Source organism: Ruegeria arenilitoris (assembly GCF_013031355.1).
Lineage (GTDB): Bacteria > Pseudomonadota > Alphaproteobacteria > Rhodobacterales > Rhodobacteraceae > Ruegeria > Ruegeria arenilitoris_C.
In genome coordinates, this window is sequence record NZ_WPZO01000005.1 from 271,065 (window position 1) to 290,907 (window position 19,843).

The following is a 19,843-nucleotide window of genomic DNA, read 5'->3' on the forward strand; positions in this document are numbered from 1 at the left end:
TGATCCGAAACGCAACCTGTTTTATGGGAGGCCCTGTCAAATCAGAGTCACCATTGGGGCGGTAGGATTCTCGCGCCCCATCCGTAGCCACGCAAACGTGGCGCACTCTTGGATCGCACGCCCCGAAAGGCTTAAAAAAGGTAAAAGAATATGGCAGAAAAATCGAACTTCGATATATTGTATACCATTGTAGACGAAGCGCCCGAGCTGGCCAGCGCGTCGTTCCTGCCCATCATTCGCAAGTTCGCCGGAGCCGCGGGTGTCAGCGTTGGAACCAAGGATATTTCGCTGGCGGGCCGTATTCTGGCGACCTTTCCGGAAAACCTGACCGATGCACAGCGCATCACCGACGATCTGGCCGCGCTGGGTGAGCTGGTGAAAACGCCCGAGGCCAACGTGATCAAGCTGCCGAACATCTCGGCGTCGGTCCCACAGCTGGTTGCTGCGATCGAAGAGCTGCAGGCGCAAGGCTACGATATCCCGAACTACCCCGAAGAGCCCGCGAACGACGCAGAAAAGGCGATCCGCGCGCGTTACGATGCCATCAAAGGCTCGGCCGTGAACCCGGTTCTGCGCGAAGGCAACAGTGACCGCCGTGCGGCAAAGGCCGTTAAAAACTACGCTCAGAACAACCCGCATTCGATGGGCGAGTGGTCCGCAGACAGCAAAACCAAAGTGTCGTCGATGTCGGATAACGATTTCTACGCAAACGAAAAATCGACCACCATCACTGCAGCGCAGGCCGGTGATGCAAAGATCGAGTTTGTCGGCAAAGACGGCAGCGTGACCGTTCTGAAAGACGGTTGGACGCTGGACGAAGGCACCGTGGCGGACGCGACTTTCATGTCTGTCAAAGCTCTGTCTGCGTTCCTGGCGGACGCCATCGAAGACACGAAGAAAGACGGCACCATGTTCTCGCTTCACATGAAAGCGACCATGATGAAAGTGTCCGACCCGATCATCTTTGGCTATGCGGTCAAAGCCTGGCTGGCCCCGGTGTTCGAGAAATTCGGTGCCGAACTGGACGCGCTGGGTGTGAACCCGAACTCGGGCCTGGGTGACCTGCTGGATCGCGTCAAGGACAATGCCGAGATCGTGGCCGCCATCGACGCGCTGAAAGGCGACCGTCCGTCGATGTACATGGTCGACAGCGACAAGGGCATCACCAACCTGCACGTGCCGTCGGACGTGATCATCGACGCCTCGATGCCTGCCGTGATCCGCGCAGGTGGCAAGGGCTGGGATGAAACCGGTGCCAAGGGCGACACCAACTGTGTGATCCCCGATCGCTGCTATGCGCCGGTCTATGACGAAGCGATCAACTTCTTCAAAGCCAATGGCGCTCTGAACCCGGCCACTGCCGGTGCCGTGGCCAACGTTGGCCTGATGGCGCAGAAGGCCGAGGAATACGGCTCGCACCCGACCACATTCCAGGCCCCTGCAGATGGCACCATCCGCATCGTTCTGGCCAATGGCGAAACGCTGCATGAGCACGCGGTCGAAAAGGGCGACATCTGGCGGTCCTGCACTGTCAAGAAAGCGCCGATCGAGAACTGGATTCAACTGGCGATGGACCGTCAGCGCCTGACCGGGTCCGAGGCGATCTTCTGGCTGGACGCAAACCGCGCCCACGATGCTGAGCTGATCAAATACGTCAAACCGGCGCTCGAGGCCGCTGGCGTGGCCGACAAGTTCCAGATCATGGCGCCGCGTGAAGCAACCCGTCAATCGCTGGAAACCATCACGGCAGGCAATGACTCGATCGCGATCACCGGCAACGTACTGCGGGATTATCTGACCGACCTTTTCCCGATCCTGGAACTGGGCACCTCTGCCAAGATGCTGTCCATCGTCAAGCTGATGAATGGCGGCGGTCTGTTTGAAACCGGTGCCGGCGGCTCGGCGCCGAAGCACGTGCAGCAGCTTGTCGAAGAAAACCACCTGCGTTGGGACTCGATGGGTGAGTTCTGTGCACTGGGTGAATCGCTGAACTTCCTTGCCGACAGCAAGGGCAATGCAAAAGCGGGCGTTCTGGGTGCCGCGGCCGAGGCAGCGACGCAGGGCATTCTGGACAACAACAAGTCGCCCAGCCGTAAAGTCGGCCAGCCCGACAACCGCGACAGCCACTACTGGTTTGCACGCTACTGGGCGGAGGCTTTGGCCGCGCAATCCGACGATGCGGAACTGGCGGCTGAGTTCGCGCCCATCGTCAAGGAACTGGCCGACAAGGAAGAACAGATCCTGGGTGAACTGGCGGCCGCACAAGGCGCGCCTGCCGATCTGGGCGGGTACTATCACACCGATCCCGCCAAGACCGCTGCAGTGATGCGCCCCAGTGCGACTCTGAACGCGATCATCGGATGATCATGTAGGGCCACGCCTTTGGGCGTGGCTTTTACTTTTCAAATCAGAGCGTTGAAAAAAAGGGGCTGACCCCCAAAGTCAGCCCCTTTTTGAGTGAGTGGAGAGGCATAGCCTCACCGGTTAGTTGTCTGCAGAATATCACTTCCAGCGCGGCTGGGTATTGGGGGTTTCCCGTAGGCGCCTTGGCCAGGGCGTTGAACCGGAAGGCCCCGGACAAAAAAGGGGCCGGTCCTGAGACCAGCCCCTTGGTAGTTAGTTGAACCGTGGGATCAGTTCGACGCTGCCATCAGTTTTTCATTGTGCTCACGCAGCGTGTCCGAAACGATGGCGTACCATTCGCCGGATTCACGCATCTCGTTCAGGCCTTTGTTCAGCATCGCCAGATATTGTTTTCCGAACGGATTGCTGCGGTGGCTGATGAAACGCAGTGAGGACAGCGAAGTCACGAACGGGTTTTCCACCAGATCGTTCGAGGTGAGGCCCATTTCCACCATGGTGTCCGAGAACAGCTGAACCTCGAAGGTTGCAACGTCAGCGGTGCCGGTCAGAACAGCGTCAAGGCACTCACGTGCAGTGATCGGCTGCATCAGGGTCATGGTTTCGCCGTTGTGCAGACCTTCTTGTTCAAGGTCGTGGATGAACCATCCATCCATACGGCAGATTGTTGCGCCTTCCAATTGAGTGAACGTGGTGGCGTTTGCGTAGTCGCTTTCTGGCAGGGTGTAGAAACCGACAACGATATCATAGACGGGTACGGATGCGTCGAATTGGGTGCAACGCACTTCTGTTTCCCAAGACCACTCATAGGTGCGGTTGGTGCAGTCCGGCATATTCCACGCCATCGACACGTCAAACGCGCCCAAAGGCAGTAGTGTTTCCAGGTGCGAGTTCCAGTCGTCCACGAAGCTGATCGAATAGTCGCGCGCGTTGCCGCCACGCTGTAGCGCCGTGGTCCCCAGACGGGTGATCGCGCCGCCGCCATTCAGCGATTCATCGGCAAACGGCGCCCAGCCATTGCCGGTCACCAGTTTAATCGGCGGCTCGTAAACGCTCGACCGCTTGACGCTGGCTGCTCGTGCTTCCTCGGCCGCGATAATTTCCTGCGCGGACTGACCATTCGGGAGGCTACCATCTTCACAAGGCAGGGCCAGTACAAGGCCGGGCGCCAGATCGTTTGGGTTGGTGATGACGTTGCGGTTCGCGTTGAAGATCGGCTGATAGTTCGACGTGCCATAAGCCGCGATCGCGATGGTGGCCATCGTGTCGCCATCTTCGACAGTATAGTTTGTACAGGCTTCCTGCGCTGCGGCTGCGCCTGCGGTGAGTGTGAGGACGGCCGTGGCCGTCATCACCTTGATATTTAGTTTTTCCTTCAGCATTTATTCTTCCTCCCGTCGGTTGGAATGTTGAAAATGAGACCCTAGTTGATCGCTTCTAGCAGTCTTTCGTTGTGCTCATTCAGGGTGTCCGAGATGATGGCGTACCACTCCCCGGTTTCACGCATTTCGTTTAGGCCCTTGTTCATCAGGGCAAGGTATTTCTTCCCCTGAGGATTGGACCGGTGAGTAATGAACCGAAGTGCGGACAGCGTTGAGACATAGGGGTTCTCGACGATGTCGTTTGTGTCCAAGCCCATTTGGCTCATGGCGTCCGCGAACAGCTGCACTTCGAACGTGGCAAGGTCGGCCGTACCGGTAATGACCGCGTCGAGGCACTCCCGCGCAGTGGCGGGTTGCAATACGGTCATTGTCTCGCCGCGCAGCAGGCCTTCTTGTTCAAGATCGTGCAGGGGCCAGCCTTCCATACGGCAGATTGTGGCACCGTGCAGATCGTCGAAGCTGGTTGCGCTTGCATATGTGCTTTCGGGAAGGCTGTAGAACCCGAAAACGATGTCATAGACCGGTGCCGATGCGTGGAACTGGGTGCAGCGGACCTCGGTTTCCCAAGACCATTCATAGCTTCTGTTGGTGCAGTCCGGGATGTTCCAGGCCATCGAAATGTCGAACGCGCCCAAGGGCAGTAGTGTTTCGATGTGCGAGTTCCAGTCGTCCACGAAACTGATCGAGTATTCCTCGTTGTTCCCGGCCCGTTGTAGGGTTGTTGTCCCCAAACGGGTGATGAAGCCGCCCCCATTCAGAGTTTCGTCCGCGAAGGGGGCCCATCCGTTGCCGGTCACCAGCTTGATCGGCTGCTTGAACGCACTGTTCGCCGACGTGTTTGCATACCGTGCTTGCTGTGCTGCGATGATATCGCGCGCACTCTGGCCGTTTGGCAGGCTTCCGTCCAAACAGGGAAGCACAAGAGAAAGCCCGGGTGTCAGCGCGTTCGGATTGGAGATATTCTCCCGGTTCGCGTTGAAAATAGGCTGGTAGTTCGATGTGCCGTAGGCAGCAATGGCGATGGTGGCCATGGTGTCACCATCTTGCACGGTATAGTTCGCACATGCTTGCTGGGCGGCAGCGGCTCCGGCGCTTAGCGCGATGACTGCAGCAGAGGTCATCGCAACGTTATGGAGCGGTAGTTGGGGCATTCGGTAGTTTCTCCAGATCGTATTTGAGAGGGCTATTTGTTGTTTCAGCCGTTTTCCATTTGGTGGCGTAGTGCGGTCGAGACGATGTCCCGCCATTCTCCGGATTGCTGCATGATCGCCAGACCTTGGTTCAGCGTCTCAAGGATCGCTTCACCATCCGGATTATCTTTGTGGGTCATGACGTTAAGCGATTTGATCGCCGCGAGGTTGGGGTTTTCGATGATGCGGTGTTCGTATCCCAGCCGCCCGATTGCCTCGACGGCCAGATGGGCTTCGATTGCTACGATATCGGCCGTGCCTTCCATGACCGCGTGAAAGCAGTCATCCGGCGAGACGGGGCGCATCAGAGTGATCGCGGGCTCGTAAAGGCCCACCGCGTCCATATGCGACAGCGACCAGCCCTCGGGGCGGCAGATCGTGGTGCCTGCGAAATCGGCATAGGTCAGGGTCTGTTCATAGCCCGAGCCTTCACGGGCAAAGAATGTATCCACAACCTCGTAGAACGGGTTCGAGAAGTTATAGGTTTCACACCGCGCGCGGTCCTTGTCGGACAGTGTTGCGGCCTCTTCGCAATTCGGGCGCGACCAGGGGAATGTGGCGTCAAAGGCCAGAGTCGGCATCAACAGGTCCAGATGCGAGGACCAATCGTTGACGAACTGGATTTTGTAGCTTTGCTCGGGCGCGGCACGCAGCATCGCGGTTTCCACCAGATTGGTGTAAAGGCCACGATTGGGCAGGGCCTCGTCGGTGAAAGGTGCATAGTCGCCACCGGTGATCAGCAGCAGTTGGCGGTCCCGAATTTCCGGACGCTCACCCTCATCCGCGTTGCGGATCAGCGCGGCACCCTCGGCACGGGCGGCTTCGATCTCTTTTTTGGCCTCGGCTTTGGCCGCGATCACGGCTTCTTCGCTGGCCTTTTTGGCTTCGGCTTCGGCCTCGGCAACACGGGCTTCGGCATCGGCGATTGCCTTGGCGGCCCGCTTTTCGGCGGCCTTTACCAGTTCCGCCGCCATTTCAGCGGCCATCGCTTCGGCTTCGGTCTGCGGTGCAGTCGGGGCCCGCCCGATATCCTCAAGACAGGGCAGGGTCAGGACGTCGCCCACGCGGATGATGTTCGGGTTATTGCCGATCACGTCGCGGTTGGCGTCAAAGATGATACGGAAATCCTCGGTCGAATACACTTCGATCGTCAATTCGCGCAGGCTGTCGCCGCGTTGGATTTCGTAGGTCGAGCACGCCTCTTGCGCCGAGGCGGTACCGGCCGCGGCAGCTAGTGCCAGGCTGGAGATGAACAGATGAGGTTTCATGGGTCCTGTAGCTTTGCCTTGGTTAGTTTTTTGTAAGTTTCACAACGCCGATCGAGGCATTGTCCTGATCCGGATCGCCTTTGGCCCGAAGGGCCTGCCACAGCGCGTCGGCGATATCCTGTGCCCAGGCGTTCGAATTGCTTTGGACAATGGACTGAATTTCGGCGTCACTGAGGTATTGCAGCCCGTCACTGCCCAAGATCAGAACGTCCGATGCGGTCAGTTCCAGCGGCGTTTCGGGGCAATCGACCTTGGGGATTGCAGCCCCCATGATGACTGAAGTCAGCTGGTTTCGGTCGGGATGCGCCTGTGCTTCGGCCTCGGTCAGTTTGCCTTCGGTCACCTGCGCGTCGATTACCGGCGCCATCGAGTGATCTTCGTTGATCTGGTGCAGAACTCCGTCGCGGAACAGGTATAAGGGGCTGTCACCGATCGAGATCCAGGATGCGCGGTGACCAACCAACAGAAGTCCCAGCAGGGTCGACCCCATGTTGAACTTGTCGCCTTTGTCCTCGCAATGGGCCGCGATCAAGGCGTTGGCTTGCATGGCTGCCAGTGGCAGCGCGTCGGCCACTGCCGCTTCTGATAGCGGGGTATTCCCAAGCTCGGCGTCTAGGGACTCGCGCCAGGCTGCAACAACGAGTTCCGAGGCAACCTCGCCCGCGGCGTGACCACCCATACCGTCCGCAATTACGACATAGCCTGCATCCGCTGCATCGAATGTGCGCGCGGCAATCGCGTCTTCCTGCGTCTCGCGCTGACCCTGATCAAGGATCAGCGCAATATCATATGCCGGTTGCGCCAGCATCTATCAGGCATCCCGCCAGTCAAAGCCGTCATCGCAGAAGGCGGCAAAGCGGATCGAGGTTTCGCTGATGCGGATCAGGTCGCCGCTGGACAGTGCGACGGTGCTGAGAACCGGCTTGCCGTTCAGGCGGACCAGATTGGCCTTGCCGCCATGACCCAGATAGCATTTGCGATCTTCGGGGTCATAGGCAATCACCGCATGGTTGCTGCGCGAGATACCGGTGTCGCCAAAGTCCAGCTGAATGGCCTGATCATCGTTGCGGCCAATCTGCATCAGGCCTTCTGTCAGCGTAATGCATGAACCCCGACCCGGGCCAGAGGTGACAACCAGCCAGCCAACCGGGAAGGTCTCTTGCGCGGCTTCGGTCTTGGCAACCGGTTCCGAGGTTTCCATTAGGTCCTGAACATGGGTGTCTGCACGTTCGAAACCTAGGAAGGTGGTCTTGACGCGGCCACGACGGTCATCCGCCGCAGGCGCTGCGATCGGCTGTTGCGGTTCCGGCTGAGCTTCTGGCGCGGGCTCGGCCTGCGCCACAGGTTCGGGTTGTGCCGCAGGTTCGGGCTGAGTCAGCTCAACGGTTTCGACGACCACTTCGGCAACCGACTCCTCCTGAGCGGGCTGTTCCGCGGCAACGTCTTCCTCGGTGGCGATGTGCAGGGTTACAACCGGCTCTTCCGCTTCGGATAGCTCTTCGGGTGCTTCGGGTGCTTCGGGCGCCTCGAAAATATTGTCCTGGGTTTCCGCGACGACCGCGGCCACGATGACCTCGTCTTCAGCGTCGTCGGTCGCTTCTTCCGAAAACTCGGGCATCTCTTCTTCGGGGATCAGGTCATCGCTGTCCTCGTAGCTTTCCGAGGACATGTTGCCACCGCCCAATGCAGCGCGAAGCGCATTGAAATCTGCAATCGGCTGAGGCGCTTCAGCCTCTGGCGTGGCGGTCTCTTCCACCTCGGTTTCGGCTTCGGGTTCCTTGGCTTTTCCGGCACCTTCAAGCAGCCGGCTAAGAGGGCTTTTGTATTTGAACATGATGTCGATACCTTTGCTTTCTTTCACAGAACCTGCGTCCTGCGGGCTGCTACTCGCCTCTGCGCGCATCGGCACAACGGCACTTTTGATCCGGAAACCAAACCAAATTTTCTCTGCCGCGACGGGCCGGTCCCCGTCAGGGTGGCGGATTTCCGGGCGCCACCCTCAGCTTTCACAACGCGGCAGATCACTTGCGACCGGTCAGATTACTCCTGCGCCAACTGCATCACGGCGTCCGTCTGGGCACCATCGCGCAACACGGTCAGTCGGGCCTGCGACTGTTTTTCTGCAACCAACCCGTCCAGCATGGCATCCAGGCTTACCTGCCCGTCGATGGCCAACCCGGTCTGCGCTTCCGAGACCAGAACATCGCCCCGTTGCAAATCACCGGCAGCATCCGCAGGCACAGTGGTGACAACAGTTGTCCAGTTCTGACCATCCTCGTTGCGAACGGTAAAGCCGTAGCCGTTTTCCAGCCCGATGGCGCGGAAGGCAGGCAAGGCCAGCAACCCGTTCACAGCAAGGGTTTTGCCCAGCGGACGGTAACGGGCCGTCACGCGGATATAGCCATCGGGATCAATTGACAGATCGTCCAGAACCTGCGCGGCAAAGCTTGTGTTTTCACGGATGGGGTTCCCGTTCAGGGTATAAATCGCGTCACCACGTTTGACCCAGTCACCGATCACCGACATGTCCCGCGAAGGATCAACACCGGTCACGGCGATGATGCTGCCGGTCGATGCGCGACGTCTGGACGTCTGGAACGGAATTTCGACATCCCAATGCGAGAAGGCAACCTGTGTTTCTGCCGGGGATGCTGAAACGGCCGGGGCAGGTTCAGTTGTAACGGTCTCTGCCGGCTGGGCCTCTTCTGGTTCAGCCGATTGTGCCTGTGTCTGCTCGACAGGTGCCTGTGTTGGTTCTGCCGCAACCGGGGCCGGCTCAACCTGTTCCGACGCGGTTTCTGTGGTGGCGACCTGCTCGACAGGTTCTTGCGTTACTGCCACCTGTTCTTCTGTTTCCTGAGCCGCAGGAGCTGATGCAACCGCGACGTCCTTTGCCGGTTCGGATTTGTCACCGGACATCAGGAAATACCCGCCCGCTGCCAGACCAACCGCGACGACAGCTGCACCGGCAATCAGTTTGCCACTGCCGCCCGATCCGCTTTTGACAACGGTATCAACCGCGACGGCGGCTTCTTCTTTGGGTGTGAACTTGGCGAGTTCATTTTCGTCTTTGTCTTCATTGCCCAGGGCAAGATCGGCATTTCCGGCCAGCAGGGCAGTGACCACAGCTTCGGCATTTTCGCTTTCGGCTTTGATCCGGGCCTTTTCGGCCTCTTCATCCTTGCGGTCCATGCCCACGATGACCGAGACCGGGCGGTAGTCGAACGTATCGAACATGACGTCCGGGCCGCGGAACATGCGCAGCCAGTCCAGCGCGGTTTGCAAACGGTCGGTGACGTGCACCTCCATCGCCTTGTCGATCGCCTCAAGGAACCCTTCGGGATAGCCTTTGAACCGTCCGGCCAGCGGGGTGTAGGGGTCTTCCTGACTGTTGTTGAAGGCGTTCAGACGGGTCTGGCCGTCAATCGGGCGCTCGCCGCTGATGGCGTGATACAACGTGGCGGCCAGCACATAGAGGTCGCTGCTGGGGCCTTGATCGGCTCCGCGCACATAGAATTCATGGGGCGAGTAACCGTCCTTGATCACCCGCAGGGTCAACAACGCAGCGGATTGGTTCGCGGCCTGTTCGCGCGCGGCGCCAAAGTCGATCAGAACCGGCTCACCGTTTTCATTGATCAGGATGTTGTCGGGTGAGATGTCCCGGTGCAACATGCCACTCTGGTGGATGAACGACACCGCCGACAGCATCTTCTCGGTGACCTGAACGATGAAATCCGAGCCGGTTTTGTTGTCGGCATTCTCGACATAATCCAGAAGATCGCAGCCCTTGATGAAGTCCATCGCGATATAGGCTGTGTCGTTGTCTTCGAACACCTGATGGACGTCGACGATATTGGGATGGACCAGACGCGCGTGGTTGCGCGCCTCTTGAATGAACAAGTCGATGATCGCGCGCAGATCGTTCTTGTGGTCTGGATCGGTTGCTTCAACCAAGTCACCGTTACGGTGGCATAGCGCACCCGGGAAGCACTCTTTGATTACTACCTCGCGGTCCAGACTGTTGCGGGCCAGATAGGTGATCCCGAAGCCGCCATTGCTGAGGTAACGCAGGATTTCATACTGCCCGTGCAACAGCTTTGCGCCGGGTTGAAGTCCTTCGATTTTCGGTTCGTCGTGCGATGCACCGACCGCCTGGTTGTGGCTCATTTCATTCCGCCCGTTACTAATCGTTTTGCGGTTTTCTTAACTGGGCTAAATCGCCCGCGAACTCACAACCAAACACAACCGCAGGACACTTGAGACGGTTAGACGTTTCAAATTTGACTTTATTGGGGCCGCCTCATGGCTTCACTATGGATCGTTTTTTGGGAAACACTACATATTGTAACTGATGGCATTTCGGCATCTAAATATTGAAAACTGTCTTGCACAAAATACAGACGGACCGACTCTTTGTCTCCGCTTGGTCAACGGAGTCGATGCGCTCGAGACCCGATTCCACGGGTCTCGAATCGCTGCGCCATGGCGCAATCTTAACGAGAAATTGTCAGGTTCCGGTTTTCGGCTGTACCGAATCCACTCGGCTGCCCGCCCAAGCCAGGTTGTCACTGAGCTGCGCGAGGATGCTGATCGCATCCTTCAGAGGGGCGTCACCGCTTTCGAATTGCAGCAACAACAACAGGTCCGTGGCCTTTTCGAACTCGCCCGGTATCCAATCAGCCTTGGGGTCGATTTCTCCGCCTTGCTCAAGGCGCTCGGCGAAATCCTCGACGATTTCCTGACACGAGTGCAAGAAGGCGGAAGGCTCGATATTGGACGATTCGCGCAGATCCGCGTAGATACTGGCAATTGCGGCCAACCAGTCCTCGAGGATCGGATTTTCCAGAGGGGGCAGGGCAGATTCCAATGCGGCATGTACGGACACGGCATCAGGTTGCTGCGTCTCGGTCTCGGGGCCGGTCAGTGTCTCCAGAAAGGGCAGAAAGTCCTGTTTCAGATCGGCGCGCGCGGACTCGAGATCGGCCAGACGACGGTCGGATGCGATCTGTAGTACCTGTTCAGCCAGATTCTGACCGCCGCAGTTTTCCCAGAGGGCGAAATCAGGTTCGGGCTCTTGCGCCATAGCGCGCACGGCCACCGGAGTACCGATCGGCACGACCGAGCGGAACAGATCGCCCTTTTCCTTGTTGAGCCGGGACACAACCCGGTCCAGCGCATCGCGGACCGGCGGCAGATCGGCATGGGTGACCGCCAACAGGCTGTTGGCGCGCAGCTCCTGCGGGACTTGTGACCAGAGATGTCGTTCAGTTTCGCGCCATGCGTTGGTGCCATTGGTGCACCAGATGGCGCAATCCACGAACTTCAGCAGATCGAGTGTTTCTTTATACGTATCGTCCAACGCGCCGGTTCCGGGCAGGTCAAACAGCGAGATTTCTTGCAAGGCAGGGGTGTTTAGCCCGACTGAGATGAAATCGGGCGCGTCCTCGGCTGCTTTTTCCAATGCGATGCCGGAATAGGTTTTGGGCTCTTTGTCCCACCAGCCGACGGTGGTTTCCGGTGTGTCGGAATAGGCGACGATCACCAGTGGCAGTTTCAGGTGCTGCGGTCCGGTGGGCAGAATGTCTGCCCCTGCCAGCATGTTGGCGAGGCTGGATTTGCCAGCCCCGAATTCCCCGGCGAAACCGATATTGACCGCGTTCGACAGCCGCCCGGCATGGGCAAGTGCGCGTTCGCGCATCTCGTCCAGCGCCGTGTCGGTCGGCAGGTTTTCGGTCGCGGTCAGAAAGCGTTCAAGTTGTTTTACTTCCTGTTCGGTTCCGGGAAATTCGATCATTCCGCAGCCTCTGCTAATCTCTTGTCGATGTCATCCGCGCCAAAGACGGCGCCCAGTTCTTCGGCGATATGCTGGGCGTGGTCAAAGGCTGCTTGCGCCTGGGCCCGCTCATTGGTTTCGCCGCTTCCGGCGCGATGTTCTAGATGCCCGGCCAGCAAGGCCAGATAGTGATCCAGAACCGTGTTCAGACGTTCCAGCAAATCGCTGCGCGCGGTGTCCACCAGATCATCGCCGATCATCTCGAATTCCTGCACAATCATGCGTTCGGCCCGGGCCACAACACTCTTGCGCGAAATCAGACGCGACAGCCAATTGACCCGCAGCTCGACCGTAATGCCACGGGTCAGCGCGGTGGTGTCGGGGCGGAACCACCGAACGGCACTGGTGTTCATCCGGTTGTCCGTCGGGTCCTGCCAGCCGGGCAGGGCGCGCAGAGCTGCATTGCTTTGCATGTCGATCGTATACAACTCGCTCAGCATCCGTTGGCGCACGACCTGCGTGGCCCCCTGCACAAGTTCACGCATCCGATCCCGCAAGGGGGTGAAGTTCAGCTCGGTGTCACCGCCCTTGGCCAGCAACGGAGAATCCCCGTTCGGACCCCGCACCACGACCGATACCGCCTCGGCTACGGTGTCGTCCATGACGCCGCGCAGATTGGCCAGAACGTCATCCATGTCATGGATGATCCCGGCCGTCTTTTCAGCGACGAGTGTACGCAATTCCGCCAGAGTCTTGTCGTTTTCACCCCCGTTTTCGGCGGTGGGAGTCGTTTCGTCTTCAATGGCGCGCAGATGTGCCCTGCTGCGCTCGACCTCGCCTTGCGCGAAGGTGTTGAGGTGTTGCCATGCCATCCGTAGCTGTTCGTTGCGCGGACCCTCGGTCAGGGCACCGGTGACATGGCGGCGCAGGTCTGGCAGACCTGAGGCGATCATCGCGGCAAAACGCAGAACGCCTTCGCGGCTGATCGGGCCGGGCCCCTGTTTGATCTCTTCCACACCGTCCAGATATTGTTTCATCTGTGCCGGATGCGCCCGCAACCAGGCCAGAACCTCGTCATGGTTGATGCCGGTCTCATCACCGGTCAGGGCGTAATGCGCCCATTGTGCGCTGCCCATCAGCACGTCGATGTCCGAATTCCCAAGGGCCTTTTCCAAGCCTTCCATGACATCGGTCCGGACCTTGGCGGCATCTTCGGGGCCGCCGCCCAACTCATCGACGCGGTTGATGAAGACCACAATTTGGCCCAGCTCCAGTGCTTGCATCAGGCGGAACAGTTTCAGATCGGCCCGAGACAGGGCCTGATGCGCCGACAGAACCACCACAAAGAAATCGGATTCCTTGAGGTACTGGCGCGAGATTTCTTCACGGATCAAAAGCGGGTCGTTTACGCCGGGCGTGTCCGTCACCGTCAGCGGGAACGGGAAATGGCCGATGTCGAAATAGACCTCGGCCTTACGGGTGATGTCGCTGTAGAGACCACGATCCGAGCCCGGATCGTGTTCCCCTGCTTCGGTGGGATCATCCCCGGCACATACATAGCGCGCCAGATCGTCCGAAGTCAGTTCGTCAAGGTCGTGATGCTGGCCCAGCAGGTGCTTGTAGCTTTCGCCCAGCCGCAGCTTGGCGCGGGTCTTCATAGCCTCGACCTGCTCTTCGATCATCTCGCGCTTATAGCTGTCCTCGTCATCAGGGAACATGTTGCGCAACTCTTCGCCTTCGGCGATCAGAGCCTGCCACTGGCGGTTGTCGAAGAAATGGAACTCGGCACCGGCGGTCCGCCCCGAAGGGTGGCCGAAATGCATGTCGGTGATCACCGTCGTCCAGGGATTCACGTCCGACGGCAGGTATTCGGCCTGACCGGTGAAGCCGTTGATCAAACGAGATTTGCCTGCCTTGATCTGCCCAACAAAGGCGATCGAAGGCTTCAGGTTTGCTAGATCGCTGACAATGCGAGAGATGAACTGGCGGGTCTCATCATTCGAGGTGCCGTTCATGTCTTCGGCAATACGGATTAACTCGCGACGATTATTTTCACTCATAAACCTTACCCTGGTAACTTGTAATCACGGATCGAATTCATCGAAAAATTGAACGAAAGGGGCGCAATCATCCGGCCGGCCTTTTCAGACTGGCCCACAGATTGATAACAGCACCCAGTTTGCGTGCCTCGTGGACAGAGATTGCAAAACGCTCACCATCATTCATGATGGCTAGCCCGGCCCCTTTGCCGCCCGAGGGGCGCATGACAATCAGCTGCGGGTGATCCATCGCTGAGGCCGTGTCGCCATCCCAACCGGCAAGATCGCGGGCGAAACGGGCTAGCAGATCGGAATCGGGGTGCAGAGCCGCCCCTTCGTCACATGCCCCGTCCATACGCAATGTCACCCCGTCATCGCCTTGGGCCAGAACACGGCCTTGGGCAAATCGTTCCGAACCCTCATAGAACCGTTGGGCCAAAGAGCCGGTGGTGTCTTCTGTTGCTGCTTCCACAGTGGGTGCAGTGTCTTCAGGCTCGGGCTCATCCGGGACGATGGCAATCACAGGCTCGGCAGGCAGTTCGATTTTCTCGCAGGCGCTTTCGATCTCGCTGAAGGTGATGCCCACATCGTCGGCCTCAAGCGCGGTGTCAGGCTGCAGCGAAATCAGTTCCAACGGAGCGGGGGCCGCCGCAATGTCGGTCACCAGTTGCGCCAGCTTATTGGCCAGGTCCTCACGGGATTCGGTTTCGAAATCCGGGGCGATGCCGGATTGGACCCGGAACACATCCGTGATCCGGGAACTGTTGACCTCGATTGCAAGGCAATCGCCATTGGCGGCAGTGAATTCCAGCCGGCGCGGCAGAATGGTGCCGCGAATGGTCCGCAGCACCTTTTCGCGCCGAATCCGGGCCGTTTCCCCCGGAACAGTGACCGCCGGGTTCAGGCGTGCCACAGACGAGCGCCCAATGTCGTCGAGCATCTCGAGAATGTCCGTATCCATCATGCCGTGACCCCCCTTTGGTCCGGTCTAGACTGCGGCCGCAACGGGCCCCAGGCTGAGATGCGATTTTGTCAACGCCAACCCGACATTGGCGCTGCCGCGACAGATGTAGCAGACCACATGATCGGGATATTCCCGGGTCCGCAGAAAAATATTTAGCCGATCATTCGAAAACACCGCGATTTCCCCGAACCCCGGGTTGTCGGCTTCTTCAGCCCCAGCCGCACGCAGCAAGTCCTCAAAGGCATTGACCCCGCGCCCCTGAAACAGGTTAGCCACGGCAAGGGCAAGAGTGTCCAGGACGTCCGCGCTGTCTGAATCCAGGGTGTTGGTCCCAAGCAACATCCCGGTTTCCATATCGACATACCCGGCTGCAATACAGTCGGGTATGGTTTCCATTGCGGTGTTCAGTGCGGCTTCGATCGTCATCGCTTGCTACCTGAGATTCTGGTTATAAAACACGGAACTCTGCCCCGCCGTTTTCTGTTGCGTTCGGAACAGGGCGAACCGCGCCCTTTGCGTGGCGCGCGAAATGCTCGGCCGCGATCTGGTCGAACTCCTCGAGAAACGCCCCGAACACCTTTTTCATGCCTTCAACATCGTTCGGCAAATCCTCATCCGCGGTAACGTCGCGCCACATGGATGCCGCGCTCAGGGGTGCGCTTTCCGAAACAGTCAGCAAGCCTTCTTCTTCATCCTTGTCGTCCGACGGGGCGGACTCCTCGGTAGCGGCACCATTTGACAGGGACACGACCTGCATGTTCACAAGGCCGCTGGATTCGGGCTCCGGTTCGTATTCTTCTTCGGCGCCATTCGACTGTTCGGCCAGCAAGGCAGCGATTGACGACACAGAAATTTCAGCGCCTTCTTCCTTGGGGTCTTCGACCGATACCTGATCCTGTTCGGGCGTGTCCGCCAGCTTGCCTTCCAGCGTTTCCAGGAATGGATCCGATGAGTCACGAGCGGGCTCGTCTGGTGTTTCCACCTGTTCGCCAGCTGCCAGGATGTTGTCATCCTCTTCGTCCAGCTCACTTTCATCCAGCAGATCGAACTGGTCGTCATCTGCCAGTAATTCCGTGTATTCCGCCAGATTCAGGCTGTTGCTTTCCGTTTCCCGGAAAAAGGCACGCAGATCGTCGCCTTCGGTTTCCGTTTGTGGCTCGGACACCGGTGTTTCGGTTCCCATCTCGGCGCGCAGACGCTCGGCCTCAGCCGCGTCAATACGTTCTTCGCGGCCGGTATCCTCGGTGCGGCGCTCTACACGGGCCGGGCGGACGGGGAAGCTGGTGACAACTTCATCTTCCTTGGTGGCCGCGGGAACGGGGTTCACCAGCTTCAACGGGGCGGGTTCTTCGGCCTTTTCCACCATCCGCTTCGGACGGATCGGTTGTATGGGTGCGTCCCCGGCCAAGCTGTTGTCAATCTGATAGCGCGTCAGCATGTCGGCGCGGTCGTCCATGATCTGTTCAGTGATCTGCAGGAAGCTATCGACCATCTTGCCGCCGCCACTGCGTGCCCACTGTTCGGCATCGCCACTTTTGTCCCGGGCAATGATCGCGTCACGGGCCGAGAACAGGATCGAGCGATTGAACAGGTGACCCGCTTCGCGGTTGACCCGGCGCAGAACCTTTTGGCGGTCTTTCGGGCCCAGCACATCGGCACGGGTTACCAGCAGCAGAGAGTTATGCTGAAGCCGTTCCGGCAGAGACACCCAAGTGGCCCGTTCGGTTTCGCGCCATGCCTGTGTTGCATGGGTGCACCACAAGACCCCATTGGCCTGCCCAACCGCACGGCGCCACACGTCGTTTGAAATCTTCGGGTCAGAGATGCCGGGTGTGTCGATCAGGTCCACAGCTTCCAGAATATCGGCCTCAAGGAAGATGCGCACAAACTGGACGTCGTTGACACCGACAGATTCCAGCTGATCCAGAGTGATGTTCTCGCGGGTTCCATCGTGACGTTGCACATAGGCCGACTTCTTGCCCCAGCTGAACCAGACCGGCGGCAGCTGGGTGGCAGTGACCTGTGTCGGCAGCGCTTGCGAGCGCAACAGGAAGTTCATCAGTGTCGATTTCCCGGCGCTGAATTCTCCCATCAGCGCAAAGATTGGTTTGCGCCGGGACCACTGCTCGATGCGTTCCCAAGCCTTAGGAGAGACGAAGCGGGTTTGTGTATCTTTTGCCATGTCGCTACTTATGCTGCCTCGTTACTAAGATCTTTCAGGATGTCACCCAGGATATCGTCGCGCGATTTCTTGGGGGTCATGCCCGCCATCAGGGCCGCCTGGTTCGGATCCTGCTCGGCCGAGGCCGAAATGTTCAGCAGGGTCTCTTTCTGCTCGCGCAGGAAGTCGGACAAGCCGGCCCGCACATTTTCCAGAACGGCCGCGATCTGGTTTTCCTCAAGGTCTTTGGTGATCGAGTTCGCCTCGGACGCGATCAGGCGCGTGTAGTCAGCGGCGTAGGCTTCGAACCCTTTGCGGCGTTGCCACCAGCGGCGCCACCATGTGCTTTGCAAATCCAGCGCGATCGTACGGCCAATACCCAATGGCGGCGGCACGCGGGGCACGATGGGCGCCTCGATGCTGAACTCACCCAGATGGTTGCCCAGCAGCTTTTGATACAGCGCCTCGACATCCGCCGCTGCGGCACTGTAAAGCGCCCCGGCGTCTTTGCGCATGGCGCGGGAAAAGCTGAAATAGGCGGCCTTTTGCAGGGTGCGTAGACCAGCCGGGTCATATTGCCAAGTGCCTTGCTCGCCATTCTGTTCCAGATGCGAAATCAAGGAATCCGTGGCGCGTTTGACAAAGTTCTCTTCAGCCGACTTCAGGCGCTCGAGCACCTTGTCGCGCAATGAGGTCGTCAGTTCGGCGGCCTTTTTCTCGTATTCTGCAGCAACTTTGGCGATGGCTTCCTCGGGTGCTACGCCGTCCAGATCGCGAACGACCCCTTGCCCTTCGGACAGGTTTTTTGCCACGGCGGTAGCGCGAATTTGACTGGCGATGTTGCGCGCCCGGTGGCGCACACGATCCAACAGACGGTTGCCCGCACCTTCGGCGATGCGCTCGTTCATGGCCAGCAAAAGGTCCGGCAGGCCGGACAGCGCCCAGATTTTATCAAGCGAGGGGGCCTGATCTCCAAATCCTGCAGCCAGGTAGAAGGTGTTGAGAGCTTCGCGCGATTCTTCCGACAGGATATCCGGGTTGCCGGTCAGGGCAGCCTCGGCCCAGATCGCGCTGCCGAACACAACGCTGGTGTTGGTGTCGATACTGTTCTGCTTCAGCGTTTCCTGAATCCGGTCGCGGATCTCGGGGACCTGATTGACCGGGTCGGACAGTTCGTCGATCCGGTTCACGAACAGGATAATCTGGCGGTTTTCGAACTGCGCGATGATCCGCATCAGCGCCATGTCCATCGTGGTCAGGGCCTGGCTGGCGGCCAGCACCACAACACAAACCTCGGATCCACGCAGGCTGCGCAGGGTGATCTGCTCGCGCACCATGAAGGTATCGTTCACGCCGGGCGTGTCGCACAGCTTCAGCGAGATCGGATATTGCGGAATGTCCATGTACAATTCCGCCGACTTGGTGACATCGGCAAAACGCCCGGTCTTCGGGTTGATATCCGGGTCGTCTTCGTCACCCAGGCAGACATAGCGCTGGATCAGTTCGTCGTCGAAATAGTCATACTGGTGGCTTTGCCCCAGAATCAGGTCGAAATGCTGGCCCAGACGCGCTTCGGACTTAGCCTTCATCTCGCCGATCTGGCGGCGGATATCTTCCATCTCGTCATCGGCGCCGGCCCGGTTGGCCAGTTCGCCCAAGCGGCCGCCTCCGACCATCAGGTTGTCCCACTCTTCTTGCTCAAAGAAGGTGAATTTGGCCTTCTTGTCGCCTTCGGTGCGGGTGTTGATATTCAGCGTGGTCACCACCGAGGTCCACGGGTTCACATCCGAGGGCAACAGGGCAGGGCGCCCGGCCAGAATGTTTACGATCGAGGATTTGCCAGCCTTGACCTGCCCGACCAACGTCACACTGGCCGTGAAATTCTCCATCCGAGTCTTGAGCGTCGCAAGCCGCGCCGAAGATCGCGCGTCCGCCACCTCTGTCAGCTGGTCGATCTGCGTCGTCAGCGCCGTCATCGCCGAGGTCATCGGCGTCAGCGCTTCGTTTCCCACGGACAGAAGGTGATCGTTACGGGCCATTGTTAGCCTCCGGTTCCTGTGGCGGCAATGCGGGGTTGATCCTGACCTTCAGGAGAGCTGGTCAGGATGTCGATCCGGGCGATCAGGTTCAGAGCGTTGCCCAGAATCGCGGCTTCGTCTCCCGGTGTGATTTCTTCGTAGGCGCTGGAATCGGCAAGCACTTCGATCGCGCTGAACTGTTCACTGTTTTCCAGCAGGGCCAGACGGCGCCCGGTTGGAAAACCCTGGGATTTGGTCTTGGGCAGCGGCATACGAGAATTGGCAAGCAGGTAGTGCCCCCCCGAATGCGTGCGCAACGAAACGCCAAAGCCTGTATTCGGGTGGTCCCGATTCAAGGACTTCAGTTCACCAAGGAAGCTTTCACGTGCAAGACCAACGGCGTCTTGCTCAGCAGCGGCAGAGTTCATCATGTTGGTCACGGCTAAGACCCTTGTGTTCGAGTTGAGCAAAAAACTCTTACGGCGCCCGAAGGCAGAAAAGACTCATTAATTCCCGCTCTCCATCAATTACTGGCAAGGCGGTGTTATTTTGACGCGAATAAGATTTTTTGGCGGTTGAAATGTGGCGCAAATATGGTCGTGACCCTGCGCATGGTTTCAACCCATAGGCGTACAGTCGGATTCTAAGATCACTGTAGCTTTGGGCGCATGCCTTCAGGACGCCCTG

At 58.8% G+C, this 19,843-nt stretch carries 14 protein-coding genes; 1 reads left to right on the forward strand and 13 read right to left on the reverse strand.

What is annotated here, in order from left to right; genetic code table 11:
• Positions 1-150: 150 nt before the first annotated feature.
• Positions 151-2,364: an NADP-dependent isocitrate dehydrogenase gene (locus tag GOX63_RS14195; RefSeq protein ID WP_170326534.1), complete on the forward strand. Its 2,214-nt coding sequence runs from the start codon at positions 151-153 to the stop codon at positions 2,362-2,364.
• A gap of 269 nt (positions 2,365-2,633) precedes the next feature.
• Here the strand turns inward: GOX63_RS14195 and GOX63_RS14200 are convergent, their stop codons facing one another.
• From GOX63_RS14200 to GOX63_RS14260, 13 genes are all read right to left on the reverse strand, one after another.
• The gene (locus GOX63_RS14200; protein WP_170326533.1) at positions 2,634-3,743 is read right to left on the reverse strand and encodes a transporter substrate-binding domain-containing protein; all 1,110 of its coding nucleotides are present in this window, start codon (positions 3,741-3,743) and stop codon (positions 2,634-2,636) included.
• 41 nt (positions 3,744-3,784) lie between these two features.
• The gene (locus GOX63_RS14205; RefSeq protein ID WP_170326532.1) at positions 3,785-4,894 is read right to left on the reverse strand and encodes a LysM peptidoglycan-binding domain-containing protein; all 1,110 of its coding nucleotides are present in this window, start codon (positions 4,892-4,894) and stop codon (positions 3,785-3,787) included.
• A gap of 44 nt (positions 4,895-4,938) precedes the next feature.
• Entirely contained in the window at positions 4,939-6,201 is a 1,263-nt protein-coding gene (locus GOX63_RS14210) for a transporter substrate-binding domain-containing protein (RefSeq protein ID WP_170326531.1), read from the reverse strand.
• Positions 6,202-6,223: 22 nt separating this feature from the next.
• Complete coding sequence (locus GOX63_RS14215) at positions 6,224-7,009, reverse strand: PP2C family protein-serine/threonine phosphatase (RefSeq protein ID WP_170546128.1); 786 nt, start codon at positions 7,007-7,009, stop codon at positions 6,224-6,226.
• Positions 7,010-7,012: 3 nt separating this feature from the next.
• Positions 7,013-8,062, reverse strand: a complete 1,050-nt coding sequence (locus tag GOX63_RS14220; RefSeq protein WP_367647205.1) for an FHA domain-containing protein — start codon at positions 8,060-8,062, stop codon at positions 7,013-7,015.
• Positions 8,063-8,241: 179 nt separating this feature from the next.
• Complete coding sequence (locus GOX63_RS14225) at positions 8,242-10,368, reverse strand: serine/threonine-protein kinase (RefSeq protein ID WP_170546131.1); 2,127 nt, start codon at positions 10,366-10,368, stop codon at positions 8,242-8,244.
• Between the two features lie 340 nt (positions 10,369-10,708).
• Positions 10,709-11,995: a dynamin family protein gene (locus GOX63_RS14230; protein WP_170326528.1), complete on the reverse strand. Its 1,287-nt coding sequence runs from the start codon at positions 11,993-11,995 to the stop codon at positions 10,709-10,711.
• A complete protein-coding gene (locus GOX63_RS14235) occupies positions 11,992-14,034 on the reverse strand; it encodes a dynamin family protein (RefSeq protein WP_170326527.1) in 2,043 nt (680 codons plus the stop codon). The genes GOX63_RS14230 and GOX63_RS14235 overlap by 4 nt, the downstream gene beginning before the upstream one ends.
• A 67-nt stretch (positions 14,035-14,101) precedes the next feature.
• Complete coding sequence (locus GOX63_RS14240) at positions 14,102-14,977, reverse strand: hypothetical protein (RefSeq protein WP_170326526.1); 876 nt, start codon at positions 14,975-14,977, stop codon at positions 14,102-14,104.
• A 24-nt stretch (positions 14,978-15,001) separates the two neighbouring features.
• Positions 15,002-15,403: a hypothetical protein gene (locus GOX63_RS14245; RefSeq protein ID WP_170326525.1), complete on the reverse strand. Its 402-nt coding sequence runs from the start codon at positions 15,401-15,403 to the stop codon at positions 15,002-15,004.
• A 22-nt stretch (positions 15,404-15,425) separates the two neighbouring features.
• Entirely contained in the window at positions 15,426-17,159 is a 1,734-nt protein-coding gene (locus tag GOX63_RS14250; protein ID WP_170326524.1) for a dynamin family protein, read from the reverse strand.
• Positions 17,160-17,167: 8 nt separating this feature from the next.
• A complete protein-coding gene (locus GOX63_RS14255) occupies positions 17,168-19,177 on the reverse strand; it encodes a dynamin family protein (RefSeq protein ID WP_170326523.1) in 2,010 nt (669 codons plus the stop codon).
• A gap of 2 nt (positions 19,178-19,179) precedes the next feature.
• On the reverse strand, positions 19,180-19,587 hold the full coding sequence (locus tag GOX63_RS14260) for a hypothetical protein (protein WP_174826803.1): 408 nt from the start codon (positions 19,585-19,587) through the stop codon (positions 19,180-19,182).
• Positions 19,588-19,843 lie beyond the last annotated feature (256 nt).

Bases quoted from the DNA above. Each gene is read 5' to 3' on its own strand.
- GOX63_RS14200 (WP_170326533.1), bottom strand. From the start codon at position 3,743: ATGCTGAAGGAAAAACTAAATATCAAGGTGATGACGGCCACGGCCGTC.
- GOX63_RS14260 (WP_174826803.1), bottom strand. From the start codon at position 19,587: ATGATGAACTCTGCCGCTGCTGAGCAAGACGCCGTTGGTCTTGCACGT.
- GOX63_RS14195 (WP_170326534.1), top strand. From the start codon at position 151: ATGGCAGAAAAATCGAACTTCGATATATTGTATACCATTGTAGACGAA.
- GOX63_RS14255 (WP_170326523.1), bottom strand. From the start codon at position 19,177: ATGGCCCGTAACGATCACCTTCTGTCCGTGGGAAACGAAGCGCTGACG.
- GOX63_RS14225 (WP_170546131.1), bottom strand. From the start codon at position 10,368: ATGAGCCACAACCAGGCGGTCGGTGCATCGCACGACGAACCGAAAATC.
- GOX63_RS14245 (WP_170326525.1), bottom strand. From the start codon at position 15,403: ATGACGATCGAAGCCGCACTGAACACCGCAATGGAAACCATACCCGAC.
- GOX63_RS14210 (WP_170326531.1), bottom strand. From the start codon at position 6,201: ATGAAACCTCATCTGTTCATCTCCAGCCTGGCACTAGCTGCCGCGGCC.
- GOX63_RS14205 (WP_170326532.1), bottom strand. From the start codon at position 4,894: ATGCCCCAACTACCGCTCCATAACGTTGCGATGACCTCTGCTGCAGTC.
- GOX63_RS14235 (WP_170326527.1), bottom strand. From the start codon at position 14,034: ATGAGTGAAAATAATCGTCGCGAGTTAATCCGTATTGCCGAAGACATG.
- GOX63_RS14215 (WP_170546128.1), bottom strand. From the start codon at position 7,009: ATGCTGGCGCAACCGGCATATGATATTGCGCTGATCCTTGATCAGGGT.
- GOX63_RS14250 (WP_170326524.1), bottom strand. From the start codon at position 17,159: ATGGCAAAAGATACACAAACCCGCTTCGTCTCTCCTAAGGCTTGGGAA.
- GOX63_RS14240 (WP_170326526.1), bottom strand. From the start codon at position 14,977: ATGATGGATACGGACATTCTCGAGATGCTCGACGACATTGGGCGCTCG.
- GOX63_RS14230 (WP_170326528.1), bottom strand. From the start codon at position 11,995: ATGATCGAATTTCCCGGAACCGAACAGGAAGTAAAACAACTTGAACGC.